Annotated in this window: 16 protein-coding genes and 1 pseudogene; 3 read left to right on the top strand and 14 right to left on the bottom strand. The window is 62.1% G+C overall.

Features of this window, described 5'->3' with window-relative positions; all coding sequences use genetic code 11:
- Positions 1-132 precede the first annotated feature (132 nt).
- Positions 133-1,155 carry a replication initiation protein gene (locus PARHAE_RS20840; protein WP_126156400.1) on the bottom strand — a complete coding sequence of 341 codons (1,023 nt, stop codon included), beginning with the start codon at positions 1,153-1,155 and terminating at the stop codon, positions 133-135.
- Positions 1,156-1,739: 584 nt separating this feature from the next.
- On the opposite strand from PARHAE_RS20840, the gene PARHAE_RS20835 reads away from it, so the two are divergent.
- Both PARHAE_RS20835 and PARHAE_RS20830 read left to right on the top strand, forming a co-directional pair.
- Positions 1,740-2,939 carry an AAA family ATPase gene (locus PARHAE_RS20835; protein WP_126156399.1) on the top strand — a complete coding sequence of 400 codons (1,200 nt, stop codon included), beginning with the start codon at positions 1,740-1,742 and terminating at the stop codon, positions 2,937-2,939.
- Entirely contained in the window at positions 2,936-3,883 is a 948-nt protein-coding gene (locus tag PARHAE_RS20830) for a ParB/RepB/Spo0J family partition protein (protein WP_126156398.1), read from the top strand. The genes PARHAE_RS20835 and PARHAE_RS20830 overlap by 4 nt, the downstream gene beginning before the upstream one ends.
- 35 nt (positions 3,884-3,918) lie before the next feature.
- Here the strand turns inward: PARHAE_RS20830 and PARHAE_RS20825 are convergent, their stop codons facing one another.
- From PARHAE_RS20825 to PARHAE_RS20815, 3 genes and pseudogenes are all read right to left on the bottom strand, one after another.
- On the bottom strand, positions 3,919-5,106 hold the full coding sequence (locus PARHAE_RS20825; RefSeq protein WP_241232930.1) for an ATP-binding protein: 1,188 nt from the start codon (positions 5,104-5,106) through the stop codon (positions 3,919-3,921).
- Between the two features lie 98 nt (positions 5,107-5,204).
- Positions 5,205-5,399, bottom strand: a pseudogene (locus PARHAE_RS20820) (winged helix-turn-helix transcriptional regulator); the annotation flags it as partial.
- A 90-nt stretch (positions 5,400-5,489) separates the two neighbouring features.
- A complete protein-coding gene (locus PARHAE_RS20815; RefSeq protein ID WP_206437047.1) occupies positions 5,490-5,639 on the bottom strand; it encodes a PIN domain-containing protein in 150 nt (49 codons plus the stop codon).
- Positions 5,640-6,062: 423 nt separating this feature from the next.
- Here PARHAE_RS20815 and PARHAE_RS22230 point away from each other — a divergent pair, with 423 nt between their 5' ends.
- Positions 6,063-6,194 carry a hypothetical protein gene (locus tag PARHAE_RS22230; RefSeq protein WP_420899433.1) on the top strand — a complete coding sequence of 44 codons (132 nt, stop codon included), beginning with the start codon at positions 6,063-6,065 and terminating at the stop codon, positions 6,192-6,194.
- A gap of 173 nt (positions 6,195-6,367) precedes the next feature.
- On the opposite strand, the gene PARHAE_RS20805 is transcribed toward PARHAE_RS22230, so the two are convergent.
- The 10 genes from PARHAE_RS20805 to mbhE all read right to left on the bottom strand — a co-directional run bounded on the left by PARHAE_RS20805 (position 6,368) and on the right by mbhE (position 16,496).
- Positions 6,368-8,431 (bottom strand): TRAP transporter permease, encoded by a 2,064-nt coding sequence (locus PARHAE_RS20805; protein ID WP_126156396.1) that lies wholly within the window; start codon positions 8,429-8,431, stop codon positions 6,368-6,370.
- A 79-nt stretch (positions 8,432-8,510) separates the two neighbouring features.
- Positions 8,511-9,512, bottom strand: a complete 1,002-nt coding sequence (locus tag PARHAE_RS20800) for a TAXI family TRAP transporter solute-binding subunit (RefSeq protein ID WP_126156395.1) — start codon at positions 9,510-9,512, stop codon at positions 8,511-8,513.
- 467 nt (positions 9,513-9,979) lie between these two features.
- Positions 9,980-10,894: a hypothetical protein gene (locus tag PARHAE_RS20795; RefSeq protein WP_126156394.1), complete on the bottom strand. Its 915-nt coding sequence runs from the start codon at positions 10,892-10,894 to the stop codon at positions 9,980-9,982.
- Complete coding sequence (mnhG, locus tag PARHAE_RS20790) at positions 10,891-11,226, bottom strand: monovalent cation/H(+) antiporter subunit G (protein ID WP_126156393.1); 336 nt, start codon at positions 11,224-11,226, stop codon at positions 10,891-10,893. The genes PARHAE_RS20795 and mnhG overlap by 4 nt, the downstream gene beginning before the upstream one ends.
- Positions 11,219-11,515 carry an MrpF/PhaF family protein gene (locus PARHAE_RS20785; RefSeq protein ID WP_103174710.1) on the bottom strand — a complete coding sequence of 99 codons (297 nt, stop codon included), beginning with the start codon at positions 11,513-11,515 and terminating at the stop codon, positions 11,219-11,221. The genes mnhG and PARHAE_RS20785 overlap by 8 nt, the downstream gene beginning before the upstream one ends.
- Positions 11,512-11,997 (bottom strand): Na+/H+ antiporter subunit E, encoded by a 486-nt coding sequence (locus PARHAE_RS20780; protein ID WP_126156392.1) that lies wholly within the window; start codon positions 11,995-11,997, stop codon positions 11,512-11,514. Before PARHAE_RS20780 ends, PARHAE_RS20785 begins: the two co-directional genes overlap by 4 nt.
- Positions 11,994-13,496, bottom strand: a complete 1,503-nt coding sequence (locus PARHAE_RS20775) for a Na+/H+ antiporter subunit D (RefSeq protein WP_126156391.1) — start codon at positions 13,494-13,496, stop codon at positions 11,994-11,996. Before PARHAE_RS20775 ends, PARHAE_RS20780 begins: the two co-directional genes overlap by 4 nt.
- The gene (locus PARHAE_RS20770; RefSeq protein WP_126156390.1) at positions 13,493-13,855 is read right to left on the bottom strand and encodes an NADH-quinone oxidoreductase subunit K; all 363 of its coding nucleotides are present in this window, start codon (positions 13,853-13,855) and stop codon (positions 13,493-13,495) included. The genes PARHAE_RS20775 and PARHAE_RS20770 overlap by 4 nt, the downstream gene beginning before the upstream one ends.
- A complete protein-coding gene (locus PARHAE_RS20765; RefSeq protein WP_126156389.1) occupies positions 13,855-14,256 on the bottom strand; it encodes an MnhB domain-containing protein in 402 nt (133 codons plus the stop codon). The genes PARHAE_RS20770 and PARHAE_RS20765 overlap by 1 nt, the downstream gene beginning before the upstream one ends.
- Positions 14,253-16,496 (bottom strand): hydrogen gas-evolving membrane-bound hydrogenase subunit E, encoded by a 2,244-nt coding sequence (mbhE, locus tag PARHAE_RS20760; protein WP_126156388.1) that lies wholly within the window; start codon positions 16,494-16,496, stop codon positions 14,253-14,255. The genes PARHAE_RS20765 and mbhE overlap by 4 nt, the downstream gene beginning before the upstream one ends.
- Positions 16,497-16,520 lie beyond the last annotated feature (24 nt).

Here is a 16,520-nt window from a genome sequence, read left to right as displayed (position 1 = left end):
CATCGCCATGCGCTGCTGCAAGACTGATGAAAGTTTCAGCGCCTTCATTGCTCTCGCCGCAACCGTCATCCGACTCCGGTGAACGTCAACACACCCTAGCCGCTTCACCGAAAAATTGCCAATTGGCAATTTTTAAATGGGATGCTTCTCGGCATAGCTACGAAAGAACGCCAAGAAGGCGCGATCAGGGTTATGTGGAGGCTCTTTTGCTTCGCTCCACCGTCGCCATTCGCCTTCTACAAAGTAGATGTCATAGCCGGGATGGCGCAGGCGTGCTGTTTCATAGGTTGCGGTTTGGAGGGCTGGACCTCGACTGTCGAGCCATGCAGGACGGGGTCCAGCCCCCTGCCCTGCAATCACCTGTTCGGCCCTGCCTTCGACCTTTATCCGGCGTCCTACCCTGGAAAATTGCAGCGCGCGGTCTGCGGCTCCGCTGGCATCGCCATCCTTGCGCCACCATCGCATCTCGACATGGGTAACGGCCCGCCCCGTCTTGATCGGCGAAATCTCGACCATGAAATCCGACAGCGCGTTGACCTCGGCCACCGCCGGATCGATGGCACGCAGCTTCAGATTGGACCAGGACGAAAGCTTGCCCTTCGGCACGCCCATGATGCCGCGCAGGGAATCGAGCGTGAATCTTTCCGACGCTTTCCAGCGAAGATTTCCGCGCTTTTGCACCATCTCATACAAAGTCAGCGCGTATTTCGAGGACAAGGCAAACATGACCTCGCGCTGCAAACGCGCAAAGACCTGGCTATTGCGGATGATCTTTCGCAAGCGCGCAGGAATTTCGTATTCCAGCAAACCGTCGTTCCGGCTGCTTTCCAGATTTCCGCCAAGAAGCTGGACCCGTTCTATGGCCGGTTCACCTTCCCAGGTCACAGCGACCTTGACGATTGCCGACATCAGCCTTTCAAGGCTTTCACCGACGCGGTCGTTGGAGTTGTGACTTCCTCGCAGCACGGATTTGGCAATGACATGCGTCACCGGCTTGTCGATGGCATCCCATGCGTTTTCCAGAAGCTGGTTATAGATCCGACGGTCGCTCAAGGTCAGCGGCGTCACTTCCACAAGGTCGACAAGCTCGCCCGGCTTGACCAGACTGTCGGCATTGGGCCGAGCTTCAACCGTTCGAATCGATGCGTCCGCCACGTTTCACCTACATCTTCAGCCTTACTTTTGTAGCTTTGCCATGGTAATTTTTCAAGCAGGCTGGCTTGTGTCTGATTAGCATCACCCAAAAAGTAAGCCTAACCGTCGGCTGGTTCCTCCAGGTGATTCGCAAGCGCCTGCTTTTGCTGAACAATTTTTGGCGTGATTCGGGCCTGGATAAGGCATCCAGAACGTAAGCTTTCCGCAGCACCCGATCTGTAAGCCCATGCCGCCCGAATCGTAAGGATAGCCATCCCGGAAAGTATGCAGTGCAGTCCCAAACCGTAAGACTTTCCAAAGAAACCATAGTACGATCAACAAGTTACTCATCACGAATCTGAATCAGATGAATCCGAACAAATAGGTTGTTTGATTTTATCCACAGGATCCGCCCGCTAAGACTGTCATTCCTTACAAAATGGGACTTGCGCCTCTTTCTCACCAAAGCAAATAGCGCAAAAATCGGTAATCGTTGCTTGGATTACCGACTATCGGTTTTCCAGAGTCCTGGCTCGAAAAACCGAACTTTACCCGTTGGCTGCTTTCCGACATACTGCCGGGGAACGAGCAGCGAAGTTGCAACGATGAACCATGTTCTGCCCCCCGTCACCCTGGACGAGCTCGCAATTCTCAGCCAGCGTGCCTCAACCGTGATCGAACGGCTGAGGGAAAGAGTTTTTTCTCCCGGAACGCAAAAGCAACTCGATCTGCTTTTCAACGTTCGCACCGCTGCCGAGATGGTGGGGCGGTCAGAAAAGGCAATCCGGGATGCGGAATCGGATGGCCGGCTTCCCGAACCGTCCAAGGACGAGACCACCAATCGCCGCCACGGATACAGCTTGGCAGACATAAACCGGATGCGTGAGGTGTTCGGCACGCTTCCGCATCGCGACCCTGACGATCCGCCCCTGATCATGGCGGTGCAAAATTTCAAAGGTGGGGTCGGCAAGACGACATTGGTAGTTCATCTGGCCCAGTATTTCGCGCTGCGCGGTTACCGTATCTGCGTTATGGATTGCGATTCGCAGGCTTCGACCACTGCCGTCTTTGGCCTGAACCCCGATGTCGATGTGGATGAGGAAGAAGACACGCTTTATCCCTTCCTGCAGCATGGCGGACCAAAGTCGCTGCATTACGCCCTGAGAGCGACCCATTGGCCCGGTATAGCCCTGATTCCCGCGAACCTGGGGCTTTACGACGCGGAATACGAATTTGCCGCGCGGATGGCACGCGACCCGGCCTTCATCCTTGACCGTCTGCGCGAGGGTGTCGCCTCGATCGCAGACCAGTTCGACATCATCCTCATGGATCCGCCACCCGCGCTTGGGATGCTGTCGCTGTCGGTGCTGCGCGCGGCCAACGCATTGCTGATTCCCGCGCCGCCCAACAATATCGACTTTGCTTCCACGGCACATTTTCTGAAGATGATGGAATCGACCTTGGCAGAATTGGCGCGGCATGGCGGGGCGCGGGAATACAGCTTCGTGAAGATCCTGACTTCCAAGATGAACGACCAGAAGTCAGCGCATCAGGCCATCAAGCGCATGATGGATGCGGTGTTTCCGCAGGACATGCTGAGCGTTTCGCTGAGGGATTCCGCTGAGATCGACAATGCGACGGCTAATCTGATGACGGTCTATGAACTGACTGGCCCCGCGACCCGGACCGAGACACACAAGCGCTGCCGGGCCTATCTTGATGCTGTCGGGCGCGAGGTCGAGCTCCTGATCCGAAAGACTTGGCCAAGCCATCACCGTCAGTTGCGCAAGGAGGGCTTGTTGTGAGCAAGCGACACAATGCGATCTTCGACGATGTCCTGAAGGATCTGCCTGCGCCAGCAACCCCGGATCGGGGAGGTGCCAGATTCCTGAAACGGACCAACGCGCTTTCGGAAAGCGGCGAGCGCGAGGAAAAGGTGCTGAGATGGGTCGATCCCGCACGTTGCGTGATGTGGTCCCGGCATAACCGCGCTTATGATCTGCTGACCGAGGAAAATTGCCGCGACCTGATCGACAGCCTCAAGGCACAAGGCCAACAGGAATTTCCGGCCATTGTTCGCAAGCTGCCGGTGGGGCAGGGCGCGGAATACGAGGTCATCTGCGGAGCCCGTCGGCATTTCGCCGTCACTTGGTTGCGGGCCAACAACTATCCCCAGTTCCGTTATCTGATCGAAGTCCGTGACCTGACCGACGAAGAAGCATTTCGTCTTGCCGATATAGAAAACCGGGACCGCGCCGATCTCAGTGACTATGAGCGGGCCTGCGACTACCTTCAGGCGCTTGGCGCCTATTATGGGGGAAAGCAGAAGACCATGGCCGCACGCCTTGAGGTGTCCGAGGCATGGTTGTCGCGCTATCTGCATCTTGCGCGGCTGCCAAAGGCCATCATCGACGCCTGGCCCCGCATCACTGAAATCAGGGAACTGCACGCCCGGCAGATACGCGTGATGCTTCAGGACGGTGAGGACAAGGTTCTGGCCGAGGCCGAAAGGATTGCGGCCGAACAGGAAAAGGCCAGGGCAGGGCAGGGGGGCTATGTTGCCGTTCCAAAGGTTCTGTCGCGCCTGAAAGCGGCCGTTTATGGTTCGGCGCCCAAGGCTGGCAAGCCGTCCGGCATTACCGTCCAGAAGCGCGGAAACAGGATCCGTTTCGAATTTCCGGCCAGCATCGGCGAAGCCGAACTGCGATCGGCCCTGGATGATTACCTTTCCGACAGGGCTGGAAAATGAAAATTGCCAATTGGCAATTTCCGCGCTGCTCGCGATCAGGCTTCTCGCAAGGCCGCAAGAGTGCGACCGAGCGGCATTGCCCGAAGTCCGTTTTCGCCTGGCACCTCGCGATCTCCCGCATAAACCAACAGCTTTCGATCGGCGCCGATATCCTCGATCGCAAGATGAAACCCGCGGGATACCTTGGGTGAAGTGGTGCGCTTGATCTCAATCGCCCAGGTGCTGCCATCCGGCAGTCGAAGGACCAGGTCGAGTTCTGCCCCGGCCGAGGTTCGATAAAAGAAGGCCTCCGTCCCGGAAGGCGCAGCGGCGATCAGCGTTTCGATGCAGAACCCTTCCCAGCTGCCACCAACGACGGGATGGCCCAGGAGTGCCTCGAGAGAGCCAAGGCCGAGAAGCGCGTGGACCAGGCCACTATCCCGGACATAGACCTTGGGGGACTTGATCAAGCGCTTGCCGAAATTCTCGTGCCAGGGCGTCAGGCGGCGAACCAGCATCAGATCAACCAGAAGATCAAGATAGCGTCCAACCGTCTGGCCCGATATGCCCAGTCCTTCGGCCAAGGCCGAGGCGTTCAGAAGCCCACCCTGGGTATGCGCAAGCATCGTCCAGAACCGTCGCAGCGTCGTCGCAGGAATGCGCGGTCCAAGGGCGGGGATATCCCTCTCAAGATAGGTGCGAATAAAGTCCTCGCGCCAGGACAGGCTGGCACGGTTATGGGCGGCCTGGAAGCTGTCTGGAAATCCCCCTCGCAGCCAAAGGTCATTCAGGCGGTTTTCGCCCACCTCGTCTAACAGAAGAGGCGGCATCTCGATATAGCGGACCCTACCTGCCAGGGACTCTGCCGACTGGTTCAACAGCACGTTCGATGCCGATCCCAGCAACAGGAACTGCCCCGTGCGATACCCCTTGCGACGGCGCATGTCGATCTGACCGCGCAGGTTCCTGAACAGGTCCGGCATCTGCTGGACTTCATCAAGGATCACCAGATTTCCAGCCAGTTCGTCCAGATAAAGGTCAGGCTCGACAAGGATCCGCCGATCTGCCTCCCGCTCCAAATCCAGATAGACAGAGCGACGCTGTCCGGCAACATCCAGTGCCAAGGTCGTTTTTCCGATCTGCCGGGGTCCCAGCAAGACCACAGCCGCTTGCTCATCAAGGGCAGAAATGACGGCTTTGAAAACATGACGGTTGTACATAACCTTGCAAATAATCCATGGCATGGAAGATTTGCAAGGTAGATTACGCGAAAATACTAAGGTCAACTGACTTTAAGATGGTTGTCGAGCCTAACCAGCATCCGGATTTCATCGCCATCTTTCAACCAGCCGGCCAGCTTCTCGGCGAAAGGATCAAGCTTGCTTGGCCGATCCGGCGTAGCAAACTTTGGCTCGATCGTATTTGCAGCCAGATGCTTCGTCACCGTGTTCCGTGACAGTCCGGTGCGTCGCGCGATCTCGCGGATCGACAACTTCTCCCGCAAATGCATGCGCCGGATGATGTTCAAAAGTCCCATGTGGATCACTCCCGTTACCCCCGTCGCTCACCGCTCTGGGGAAAGGTTCACATGGCTCAATTCTCAGTGGAAATTACGCGCCTATCCGGCTCAGTTCTGGGTGGAAATCAACAGCCTGCCTTCGATCAGCTGACCATGCTGAAGATCTTCCGTATAGAACCGCTCGCAGCCGCTGGTCAGCGCAGCCGAGACGATCATCGCGTCATAGACCGAAAACCCATATCGCTCGCCGACAGCCATGGGTCTCTCCACCACGGGCGCGCGGGAGCCACTCCCCCGCTTTCCCACCCGTCGCGCAGCCCCCGGCCTGTCTCTTCCTCTTGCACCCCCTGCCCCGCTGTTTCGGCCTTATCGGTTCCGATGACGCCAGTCCCATGGCATGTCGAATTGTGAGGACCAGGTGCAGCGACCGGCTTGGCGAACGGCGGCTTTTTCATCCAGATAGGCGGTCGAATATTAGCCATAAACCAAGATCCAACCCTGTGCGACCATCCGTCGTGCAGCAGCGTGCGGCAGAGGAACCGCGGGCTGCGCGGGGCGACCGTGCCACCTGCTGTGGCCACCCGGACGCCTTTGACCCCGATCGTTTCCCGAACCCGCCCGACCGCTATAGGCGCGGGGCCGTGCATCTGCATCGTTGCCAGCTTTGCCCTGCAGGAAGCGGTGATCATCCTGTCGACCCTGCTGGCCCGCTTCCGCTTCGAGCCCGTCCCGAACCGTACGCCTGATCCGCAGATGATCCTGACCCTTCGCCCGCAAGGCGGCGTCTGGCTTACGGTGCGCCCCCGCCGCTGAGCAGCGCACGCCGAAGGCATTCGTGAAGGCCCGAAGCCTGCGCGTTTGGGGAACATAACGCGCTTGGCATCTACAGCGGAAACTATGATGAGAGCCATCGATCCCAAGAATTCTACCGCACGCGTCCACGCGCCAGAGGTCAGGAAAGGCTGCCCCCTGGCGAGCCTGTCCTGTCAGGGCGCCGCCGCTGCGGGAGTGTCGCGGCTTCCCAGATACTGCCGTGCCGTCACGGCAGCCAGGATCGCAAGGCCAAGGGCAGTCGAGATCGGCTCTGGCGCGATCAGCAGCAGAGCGGCCAGGACCAGTACGATCCGCTCGACCACCCAAAGCGGGCCAAGCAGCCAGTTGGTGATCGCCGCCGACAGCGCCACGATGCCCAGGACCGCGCCGGTGAAGGCCAGCAGGAAATCGGGCAATGTGAAGGCCTGCGTGACGATCAGCAGCGAAGGCGAGAAGACGAAGACGAAAGGCACCATGGCCTTGCCCATCGACAGCCGGAAGGCGGTGTTGCCCGCCTTGAAGCCGTTGGCCCCCGCGATCCCCGCGCCTGCATAGGCGGCAAGGGCCACCGGCGGCGTCACGTCGGCCAGAACCCCGAAGTAGAAGACGAAGAAGTGGGCCACCAGCGGTTCCACGTTCATCATCCCCAGCACCGGCGCGGCCACTGCCACCATGATGATATAGTTGGCGGTCGTCGGCACGCCGCAGCCCATCAGGATGCAGACCACGGCCGTCATCACCAGCGTGAACAGCAGGGTCAGGGTCTGGACGGTGAACAGCTCGAACGGCAGAAAGCCCAGGAAGGCGTGGAAATCAGCCGCCCCGCTGGCTGCGACCGAGGTCACCATGAAGGCGATCTTGAAGCCCACGCCCGTCAGCGTGACGATGCCGATGACGACGCCCACGAGGGCAGCGGCAGCGGTCACCGACAACGACTGACGTGCGCCGGACACGAAACCCTCGAAGATGCCGGCGGCGGTTTCCTTGATGCCACCCAGGACGCCGGAGGCCATTATCCGCTGGATCAGATAGACGGCCATGCAGGCGGCAATGGCCCAGAAGGCCGACAGGAAGGGGGTGCGGCCCGACATCAGCATCCAGACCAGCAGGATCAGCGGCGCGACCGACAGCCAGCCTTCGCGCAGAACCTTTCCGGCCTTGGGCAGTTCTTCTTTCGTCAGGCCGCGGATGCCCAGGCGCTTGGCTTCCAGGTGGACCTGCACCAGCACGCCGAAGAAATGCATGAAGGCGGGCACGATGGCTGCGATCAGGATGGTGCGCAGCGGGATGCCCAGGTATTCGACCATCAGGAAGGCCACCGCCCCCATCACCGGCGGCGTGATCTGCCCGCCGGTCGAGGACGCCGCCTCGACCGCGGCGGCGAAGTGGCGCTTGAAGCCGATCTTGATCATCGCCGGAATGGTCAGCGCGCCCGTGGTCACCGTGTTGGCGATGGACGAGCCGGAGATCGTGCCCAGCATGGCCGAGGACACGACCGAGACCTTGGCGGGCCCCCCCGAGAAACGCCCGGTCAGCGCGGTGGCCAGGTCGATGAACAACTGCCCCAACCCGATCTTCTGCGCCATCACCCCGAACAGGACGAAATGGAACACATAGGTGGCGATCACCCCAAGCGCGGTGCCATAGATTCCCTGCGAGGTCAGATACAGGTGGTTTATGATCGTGTTCCAGTCTGCGCCGGGATGGACCAGAATGCCGGGCATCGACCGGCCCCAATAGGCATAAGCGATGAACAGCGCCGCGATCACCGGCAGGGGCCAACCCATCGACCGGCGCACGGCCTCCATCAGCGTGACCAGCAGCAGCGTGCCCATCACGATATCCAACGTCAATGGATTGCCGACGCGGAAGGCAAGCTGGTCATAAATCCAGGGCACATAGAAGGAACTGACCGCCCCGGCGATGGCGAACAGCCAGTCATAGACCGGAATGCCCAGAATGACGAAGCCCGTGGTCTTGTGGCGGTCTCTGTGGAAGGCCGCGAAGCTGAGAAAGATCACGAACAGCGACACGCCCATGTGCAGCCCGCGATGGGTGGTGGCGCGCGGGATGCCAAAGCCTGCTGTGTAGAAATGATAGACCGACAGCAGGAACAGGATGACCCCGGTCAGGATCGCCACCGGTCGCAGGACGGTGCGGAACCGGGCCTCGGGGTCGTATTCTTCCTCCAGCGCGCGCAGTTCGGCGTCGGTCAGTTGGCGTGCAGTTTCGTTCATTCGTCATTCCTGCGTTTCAGGGACGGAAAAAGGACGCGGACCACGGGTCCGCGTCCTTTGAACCGGATCGGACCCGTGCTTACTGAAGCTTTCCCACTTCCTTGTAGAACCGCTCGGCGCCGGGATGGAACGGGATGCCCGCGCCCTGCGTCGCGCTGTCCAGCGTGATCTGCTTGCCCTTGGCGTGGCCCGCTGCGAACAGCTTTTGCGTGTTCTCGTTATACAGCGCCTTGGTGATGCCGTAGATCAGTTCCTCGGACTGATCGGCCGAGGTGACAAGCTGTGCGCCGACCGAGATGGTGGGAACGTCCGCGTCCTGCCCGTCATAGGTGCCGGCGGGGAAGTTGTCGGTAGCGAAGAAGTTATAGGTTTCCAGCAGCTTCTCGACTTCGGGACCACTGATCGGGACCAGCCTCACGTCATGCTGGCTGGCCAGTTCCGCAATCGCGCCCGCCGGATAGCCGCCCACGAAGAAGAAGGCGTCCATCGCACCGTCGCGCATCCGATCGGCCGCCTGATCGGGCTTGAGGTATTCCGCCGTCACGTCGGATTCGGACAGGCCATAGGCTTCCAGGATGATCTTGGCATCGACCAGCGTGCCCGATCCGGGTTCGTCCAGCGAAACGCGCTTGCCCTTCAGATCCGCCACGGAATTGATACCCGCGTCGGCGCGCGTGACCAGATGGATGCTTTCGGGGTAAAGGTTCGCGATCAGCCGCAGCTTTTCGACGGCAGGCTGGCCTTCCCACAGCCCCGTGCCGGTCTGCGCCCAATACGCCACGTCGGACTGGGTGAAGCCCGCCTCCAGCGCGCCGCCATTGATCGCGTTGACATTGCCCACCGATCCGTTCGAGGCCACGGCGGTCGCAACCAGGCCCGGCACGCCGCAGGATCCGCCATCCTCGCAGGCCCGAGATCCCGGCGGGTTCGAGATCGCGTTCGCGATCAGCCCGCCAATCGGGTAATAGGTGCCTGCGGTGCCGCCGGTGCCGATGCGGAAGAACGACATGTCCTGCGCAGAGGCGGCCTGACCGATCGAGGCTGCAATTGCGAATGCTGCAAACAGTGCTTTGATTTTCATATCCCTATCCGGTTTATTGCGACTTCAAGAACACGTTAGCACAGGATGCGGCGGTCACAACCATTCGGCACGCTCATCACCAAGGCGCTTGCTGACCTTGGCCTGGAAGGGGGGCTCAAAGGTTGTTCCGCAGCGCCGTCCATGCAGGTCAGCATGGACTCTGTCTTATGTTCCTGAACAGCGGCGTTGGTCGCTTTGGGCATTCCATCTGCCTACCTGAACTGTCATTCGACCTTCATCCGGGCGGGATTGGAGCCTGGTTGATGTTCATGCCCGTTGCCACAGGCCAAGCACCCACCCGACCGGCGAGCTTTCATCCCGCGCGAGCCGGAGCGGTCTGTCAGGCGGTCTTGCTCACCAGCCTGACCGCGCATCAGACGGCATGAAGGTTGGCGGCCGCTCCATTGCCGCCGCCTTAAGACGAGGAGCATAGGGCTTGGCTGCCCATCCCCGCGGTCAATCCCTGTTCAGTAGGAACCGGATCTCTTTTTGCGGTGGCTGTCCGAAGAGTCGCCCCGAGTTGTGTCTGTGTCGGAACGGTCCTGCAGCGTCTTGCCGTTCGCCAAGGCCGGGGAGTCAGGTTTTTTGACGATGACGACATGTGTCGGCCACTGGCGGGACAGTTCCTCGGCCAGGTTCGGCCTGAACCGTGCTGCCCAGCCGTCCCGGCCTGGGGAGCCGGCGACAACGAGCGTATCGTTTGACACGATACCTTCCAGCCCCCCGATGACGGGCCCCTGCAGGCAGTCCAGCCGGTGCCAGGACAGACCGGGCGAAAGCGTCGCCAGAACGCGGGCCAGATCCGATTGCGCGATCCAGGCGGCCCGGCGCTTTCCCTCGATGATTTCCGGCTCGGGCGTCCTGAGGCGCCAGGATCGCAGAAGGCCTTCTTCCCGGAAATACCAGATATTGAGGATGTCCAGAGACACATCCAGAGCCTGCGAGAGCGTGAACGATACGCGCAGCACCTCAGCCGCAAGATGGGGGTCGATGCGGTCCGCGTCATCGGGATTGATCAGGGCGGTGACGGCCGAGGGGGGATCCGTAGGGCCATTCATGATCCAGACCGGGGCGGGCACGCGCCGGGAAAGGTCGCGAATGAAGCTCCGCCACGCCAGAGGGGCCTGGGATGAGGGCCGGGCAGCAAGGACCAGATCGGCCGGTATCCCCGCAAGGCTCTCGGGGGTAACCGAGAGATGCGCTGACACGGCCACCCCCATCGCCTCGATCCCTGCCACGAGCTGCCATTGGCTGTCCGACAACTGCGGGCTTCGCGAACACAGCCCGACCCGCAGCGGCTGGCGGCGTGACAGCCGGGCCATCACCTGCAGCAGGGCAGGCTCGTCAAACTTTTCGGGCAGAACGAGGGCGATGTCCTTCATGGGCTGCGGTCCTTCGGACGAGGCTGCTGGGGTTGCGGCCGCGGGGCTGGCTTCTGCCCCGCCCGCCAAGCGGCAGCGCGGCCCAGAAGATGCGCCCCGATCGGTGCCGTCATCAGCAGGAACAGGATGGCGATCAAGGCCCGGCTGGCCGCGCTGACGCCGCCGATATCGACTGCCGCCGCCACAAGAGCCAGGGAGCCTGCCAGGCTGCCAACCTTCGAGGAGGCGTGCATCCGGGTCAGCGCGTCGGGAAAGCGCAGGATCCCAATGGCCGCGACAAAGGCAAAGCCGCCGGCCAGAAGCGCAAAGATGCCGGTAAGGATCTCAGTCATCGCGGTCGTTCCTGCGGCCAAGCCGTTCGGCATAGCGGGCAAGGGCAACCACGGACAGGAAGCTGACCAGGGCAAGCGCCACGGCGATGTCCAGAAAGGCCTCTGCCTCGGTGCGCACCGCGTAAAGGCCGCACACGACGATGACGGCGGTCGTCATCATGTCCAGTGCCACGACCCTGTCGGCCAGGCTTGGTCCGCGTGCCAGCCGTATGAAGCCGATGAAAATCGCCAAACCGACCATGATCAGGGCCAGGGTGACGCTTGTCTGCATGAAGGCGGTGGGTGTCATGGGCGGAAGACCTTTCCGATGCGACGTTCCATCCCCGATTTCAGATCGGCGATCAGGGCGGCCTCGTCGGTGGCATAGATCGAGTGGACAAGAAGGAAGCTGCGGTCCGGGGCCACATCCAGCGTCAGCGTGCCGGGGGTCAGCGTGATGAGATTGGCCAGCAGGAAGATCTCGCCATCCGAACGGGCCTCAAGGGGCATCTTGACAATGGCGGGGTGCAGGTTCGGCCGGGGCGCGATGCAGTCGCGGGCCACCATGATGCAGGACTTGATCAGTTCCTTGATGAAATAGACGGCCAGGACGACGCTCTGGGGCAAGGCACGGAAGTACCGGCGCTCGTCCTTGCTGGCGATCAGGTCTCGGGCGAACCAAAGGGCACCGAAGCCGATGGCAAAGCCTGTCAGCAGGTTCACCAGCGAGAACCCGTTCCACAGCGCCGACCAGGCGACGGCAAGAAGGACGTTGATGGCCAGAAGCCTCATTGCCGCGCCTCCCCCAGGACGGCCGCGACATAGGCGGCGGGATCAACAAGCTGCTCGGCGCCTCGGGTCGCGAACTCCAGAAAGGGACTTGGGAAGGCGCCGATCACGACCGTCATTGCTGCCAGCATCATGATCGGACCCAGCATTTGCCATCTCGCGGACCGGGGCAGATCGGCCAGGGTTGGCTGGCGTCCGTCGGGATGGGACTTCCAGAACGCCTCGGCCCAGATCTTGGTCATCGAGAAGATGGTCAGCAGCCCGACCAGAAGCGCGATCCCCGCCACCAGCCCTTCGCCGATTTCCAATGAGGCCTGGACAATCACGAACTTGGCCCAGAAGCCCGAGAGCGGCGGGAAACCGGCCAGCGAGAAGGCAGGAATGATGAACAGCGCGGCCAGCAGCGGCGCGGTCCTGTAAAGGCCGCCGATGGCGTAAAGGTCCGACGAACCCGTCAGGCGCCGCGAAACCCCGGCGATCAGGAACAGGTTCGTCTTCACGATGATGTGGTGGAGCAGATAGAAGACCGCGCCCATCACGGCAAGCGGCGTCATCAACGCCAAGCCCAGCACCATGTAGCCAATCTGGCTGATGATGTGGAAAGACAGGATCTTGCGGAAATCGCCCTGCGCGGCGGCGCCCAGAACACCCGTCAGCATGGTCAGCAGCGACACCCAAAGCAGGATTTCGTGCGTGTAGCCGATGTCGCCCACGAAGATCAGCGTGAAGACGCGCATCAGAGCATAGACCCCGACCTTGGTCAAAAGCCCGGCAAAGAGCGCTGAGACCGCGTAATGCGGCGTGTGATAGGATGCGGGGAGCCAGAAGAACAAGGGAAAGACCGCGGCCTTCAGGCCGAAGGCGATCATCAGCATCATCGCGATCAGCGTCATCAGCCCCTGGTCGGGCGAGGTCGCAACGGCACCGCGCAGATCGGCCATGTTCAGCGTGCCCGTTGCCCCATAAAGCAGCCCCGCGCCGCCCAAGAACATCACGGTCGAGATCAGGTTCAGCGTGACGTATTTGACCGCCCCGTCGATCGCTGACTGCCTGCCCCCGATCACCAGAAGCCCGAAGGACGAGATCAGCAGGACCTCGAACCAGACATAAAGGTTGAACAGGTCGCCGGTCAGGAAGGCGCCGGCGACGCCGCCCAGCAGCGACTGGAACAGGGCGTGGTATCCGAACCGGGCGGATTGGGGGCCAATCTCGGCCAGGGACCAGATGGCGACCGACAGGCCGATGATGGCGGTGATCAGCACCATGGCTGCCGACAGGTGATCGGCCACCAGCGTGATGCCGAAGGGGGCCTGCCAGCCGCCGATCTGGCCGGCGATGACGCCCTGATCCAGAACCTTGTCGATCAGCACCACAGCGGCGACAAGCGAGGCAACCGAGCCGCCAACCGAGGCCAGGTCGCCCAATCGCGACCGGCGCAGAAGAAAGGCCACGACCGCCGTCACGAACGGGATCATGATGGGCAGCGCAAGAACCCAGCTCACTTCCGGTCCTCCGCCGGTTCGGCGATCCGCATCCGGTCAACCTCGAGATGACCAAAGGTTCGATAAGCCCGTATCGTCAACGCGAGCGCAAAAGCGAACAGGCCGAAGCCGATGACGATGGCCGTCAGCAGCAGCGCCTGCGGCAGCGCGTTGGCCATGGTGCCGGCGGGCAGTTCGCCCTTGGCCCCCAGCAAGGGCGGGGCGCCGGGCGTCAGGCGCCCCGCCGCCAGGATCGCCAGGTTGAAGCCGTTCGACAAGAGCAGCAGCCCGAACAGGAATCGCATCAGGTTGCCAGACAGCATCAGCCACACAGACGTCGCGACCAGGAAACCCGAAAGGCAAGCAAGAAGGGTTTCCATCAGAGCGTCTCCTCGAGCGTGAAGACCAGGGTCAGGATCGCGCCAAAGACGGCCAGATAGACGCCGATGTCGAAGACAAGCACCGTTGAGAGCGCCAGATCCGCCACGATCAGCCAAAGCCCGGTGAAGGGGTCGAGGGCGGCCAAGGCCGAGGCCAATCCTGCAACCACGGCAAGCGCCATGCCCCAGACGCCGATGGCGCGGGGATCGACCCGCAGCGCGCTGCGCGCAGCACCGACGCCTGCCGCAAAGCTATAGAGGACAAAGCCTGCCGCGCCGATCAGCCCGCCGATGAAGCCGCCGCCGGGGCTGTTATGGCCGCGCAGCAGCACGAACAGCGAGAACAGCAGGAACAGCGCCGTCAAGAACCGCGCCCCGATTGACAGGATCAGTGAGTTCATGCCCCTGCCCCCCGCTTGCGCTTGAGGACCGCATAGGCCCCGAAGGAGGCCAGCAGCACCACGATCAGTTCGCCAAAGGTGTCAAAGGCGCGGAAATCGACCAGAACCACGTTCACGATGTTGAGGCCGTGGGCCAGAGCATAGGAGTTCTCCTCGAAGTATTGCGTGATGGTCCGGTCAAGCGGCGAGGCCGTGACAGACAGCACCATCACCGTCACGCAGAGGCCGACAGCACCGGCCACCGCCCCATGGGCCAGTTGCCTTTGGCGGCTGCGACGCTCGACCAGGCCCGGCAGGCGCAGGGCTGCGATGGCGAACATGACCGCCGACAGCGTCTCGACCATCAGCTGGGTCGTGGCGACATCCGGGGCGCCGGCAAAGATGAAGATCACAGCGACCCCGATCCCCACCGTGCCGATGCCGGCGATGGCCGCGATCCGCGAATGGGTGTTCAGCGCAAGAACCGCCCCGGCTGCGGTAAAGCCCACCGTCAACCACAGGAAGGCCGACCGCGGAAGCTCGGGCGCGATGACGGGCCTGCCGTGGAGGATGGTCGCGCCAAGCGCCAAGGCCGTGACGGCGAACACTGCCAGCATGTAGGACGTCAGCCTGCCGGTCTGCAGCATCCGGGTTTGCCAAGCCGCAAGGTCGCGGAAAGCATCCAGCAACCGATCCCAGCCGTTGTCGAAAGACGGAAGGCGCCGCAGCACGGGGTCGACCAGGGCCGCGAACCGATCACGCATCACATAGAGCATCACCCCGATGGTGAAGGTCAGGAGGCTGAGCACCAAGGCCGCGTTGAACCCGGCCCAGAGATGCAGCCCTGCGGCGCGATCCTGCATCAGGCTTCCGGTCAGGGTGCTGCCGATAGCCGCACCCAGCAAAGGCTGGGCGAGCAACCCGGCCACAAGGCCGCAAGCCGCCAGAATGATCGGCCCTGCCAGCATCTGCCAGGGCGCCTCATGGGCAGGATGCGGCGTTCGCAGCGGCGCGCCCAAAAACGGGCGCAGCGTAACAACCCCCGCGACAGCGAAGACCAGCGCATTCGCCGCGACCGCTGCGGCGATGACCAGGGGCGCACCCGCCATGGTGGCGGCGCCCGCATAGATCAGCTCTTTGCCGATCCATCCGATCATCGGCGGCAGCCCCGCCATCGAGGCGCAGGCCAGAAAGGCCGCGACCGCTGTCACGGGCATCGCCCGGCCCAGGCCGCCCAACTGCGCGACCTCTCGCGTGCCAGTCGCGTGGTCGATCGCGCCCACGACCATGAAGAGGCTGGCCTTGTAGAGCGAATGAACGATCAGAAAGGTCACCGCTGCCGTCAGCGCATAGGGGTGCGATCCGGCCAGAAGCATCGTGATCATGCCCAAGGCCATCAGTGTGGTATAGGCAAGCGCCTGCTTCAGATCGCTCTGCCGCATCGCCAGGACCGAGGCGAGAACCGCCGTTACTGCCCCGGCGGCTATCAGCGTCACGGTCCAGGCTGGGGTGCCGCCCAGTGCCGGGTGCAGCCGCGCCAGAAGATAGACGCCCGCCTTCACCATCGTCGCAGAATGCAGGAAGGCCGATACCGGGGTCGGCGCAGCCATCGCATTAGGCAGCCAGAGATGGAACGGGAACTGCGCCGACTTGGTAAAGGCCCCCAGCAGGACCAGCACCAGGATCGGTCCGTAAAGAGGATGCCCCTGAAGCCCCTGCCCCGCCAGGATCCGCGCCAGATCGTATCCGCCAGCCGCTGCGCCCATCAGGATGAAACCTGCCAGCAGCGCCAGCCCGCCGCCGGCCGTGATCAGCATGGCTTGCAAGGCATTGCGCCGGGCGCGGGGATTGTCGTGGTCAAAGCCGATCAGCAGGTATGAGGTTATGCTGGTCAGTTCCCAGAACAGAAACAGGGTGATCAGGTCGCGCGCCGTCACAAGTCCCAGCATCGAGATCATGAAAGCGAACAGGAACAGCACGAAGCGGCCGAAACGTGGGTGATCGCCCATATACCCGGTCGCATAGAGAAAGATCAGCGCACCGATGCCGCTGATCAGCAGGCCGAAGATCAGCGACAACCCGTCCAGCATGAAGGCAAGCGAGATATTCAGCGACGGCGCCCACGGCCAGTCTGCCAGCACCGGCTGCCCCCCGACAACGCCAGGGGCCATCGCCGCAAAGGCGACGAAGATCAGCGCGGCCAATCCCGATGCCGCATAGCCGTATAGCCGCCCCGCGTCCGTGGTCGCGTGCTGAGTCATGGAAAGTTCCGAAGCCGTTTAATT

It is taken from the genome of Paracoccus haematequi (assembly GCF_900631945.1).
GTDB lineage: Bacteria > Pseudomonadota > Alphaproteobacteria > Rhodobacterales > Rhodobacteraceae > Paracoccus > Paracoccus haematequi_A.
This window is presented reverse-complemented; position numbering and strand designations above follow the sequence as displayed.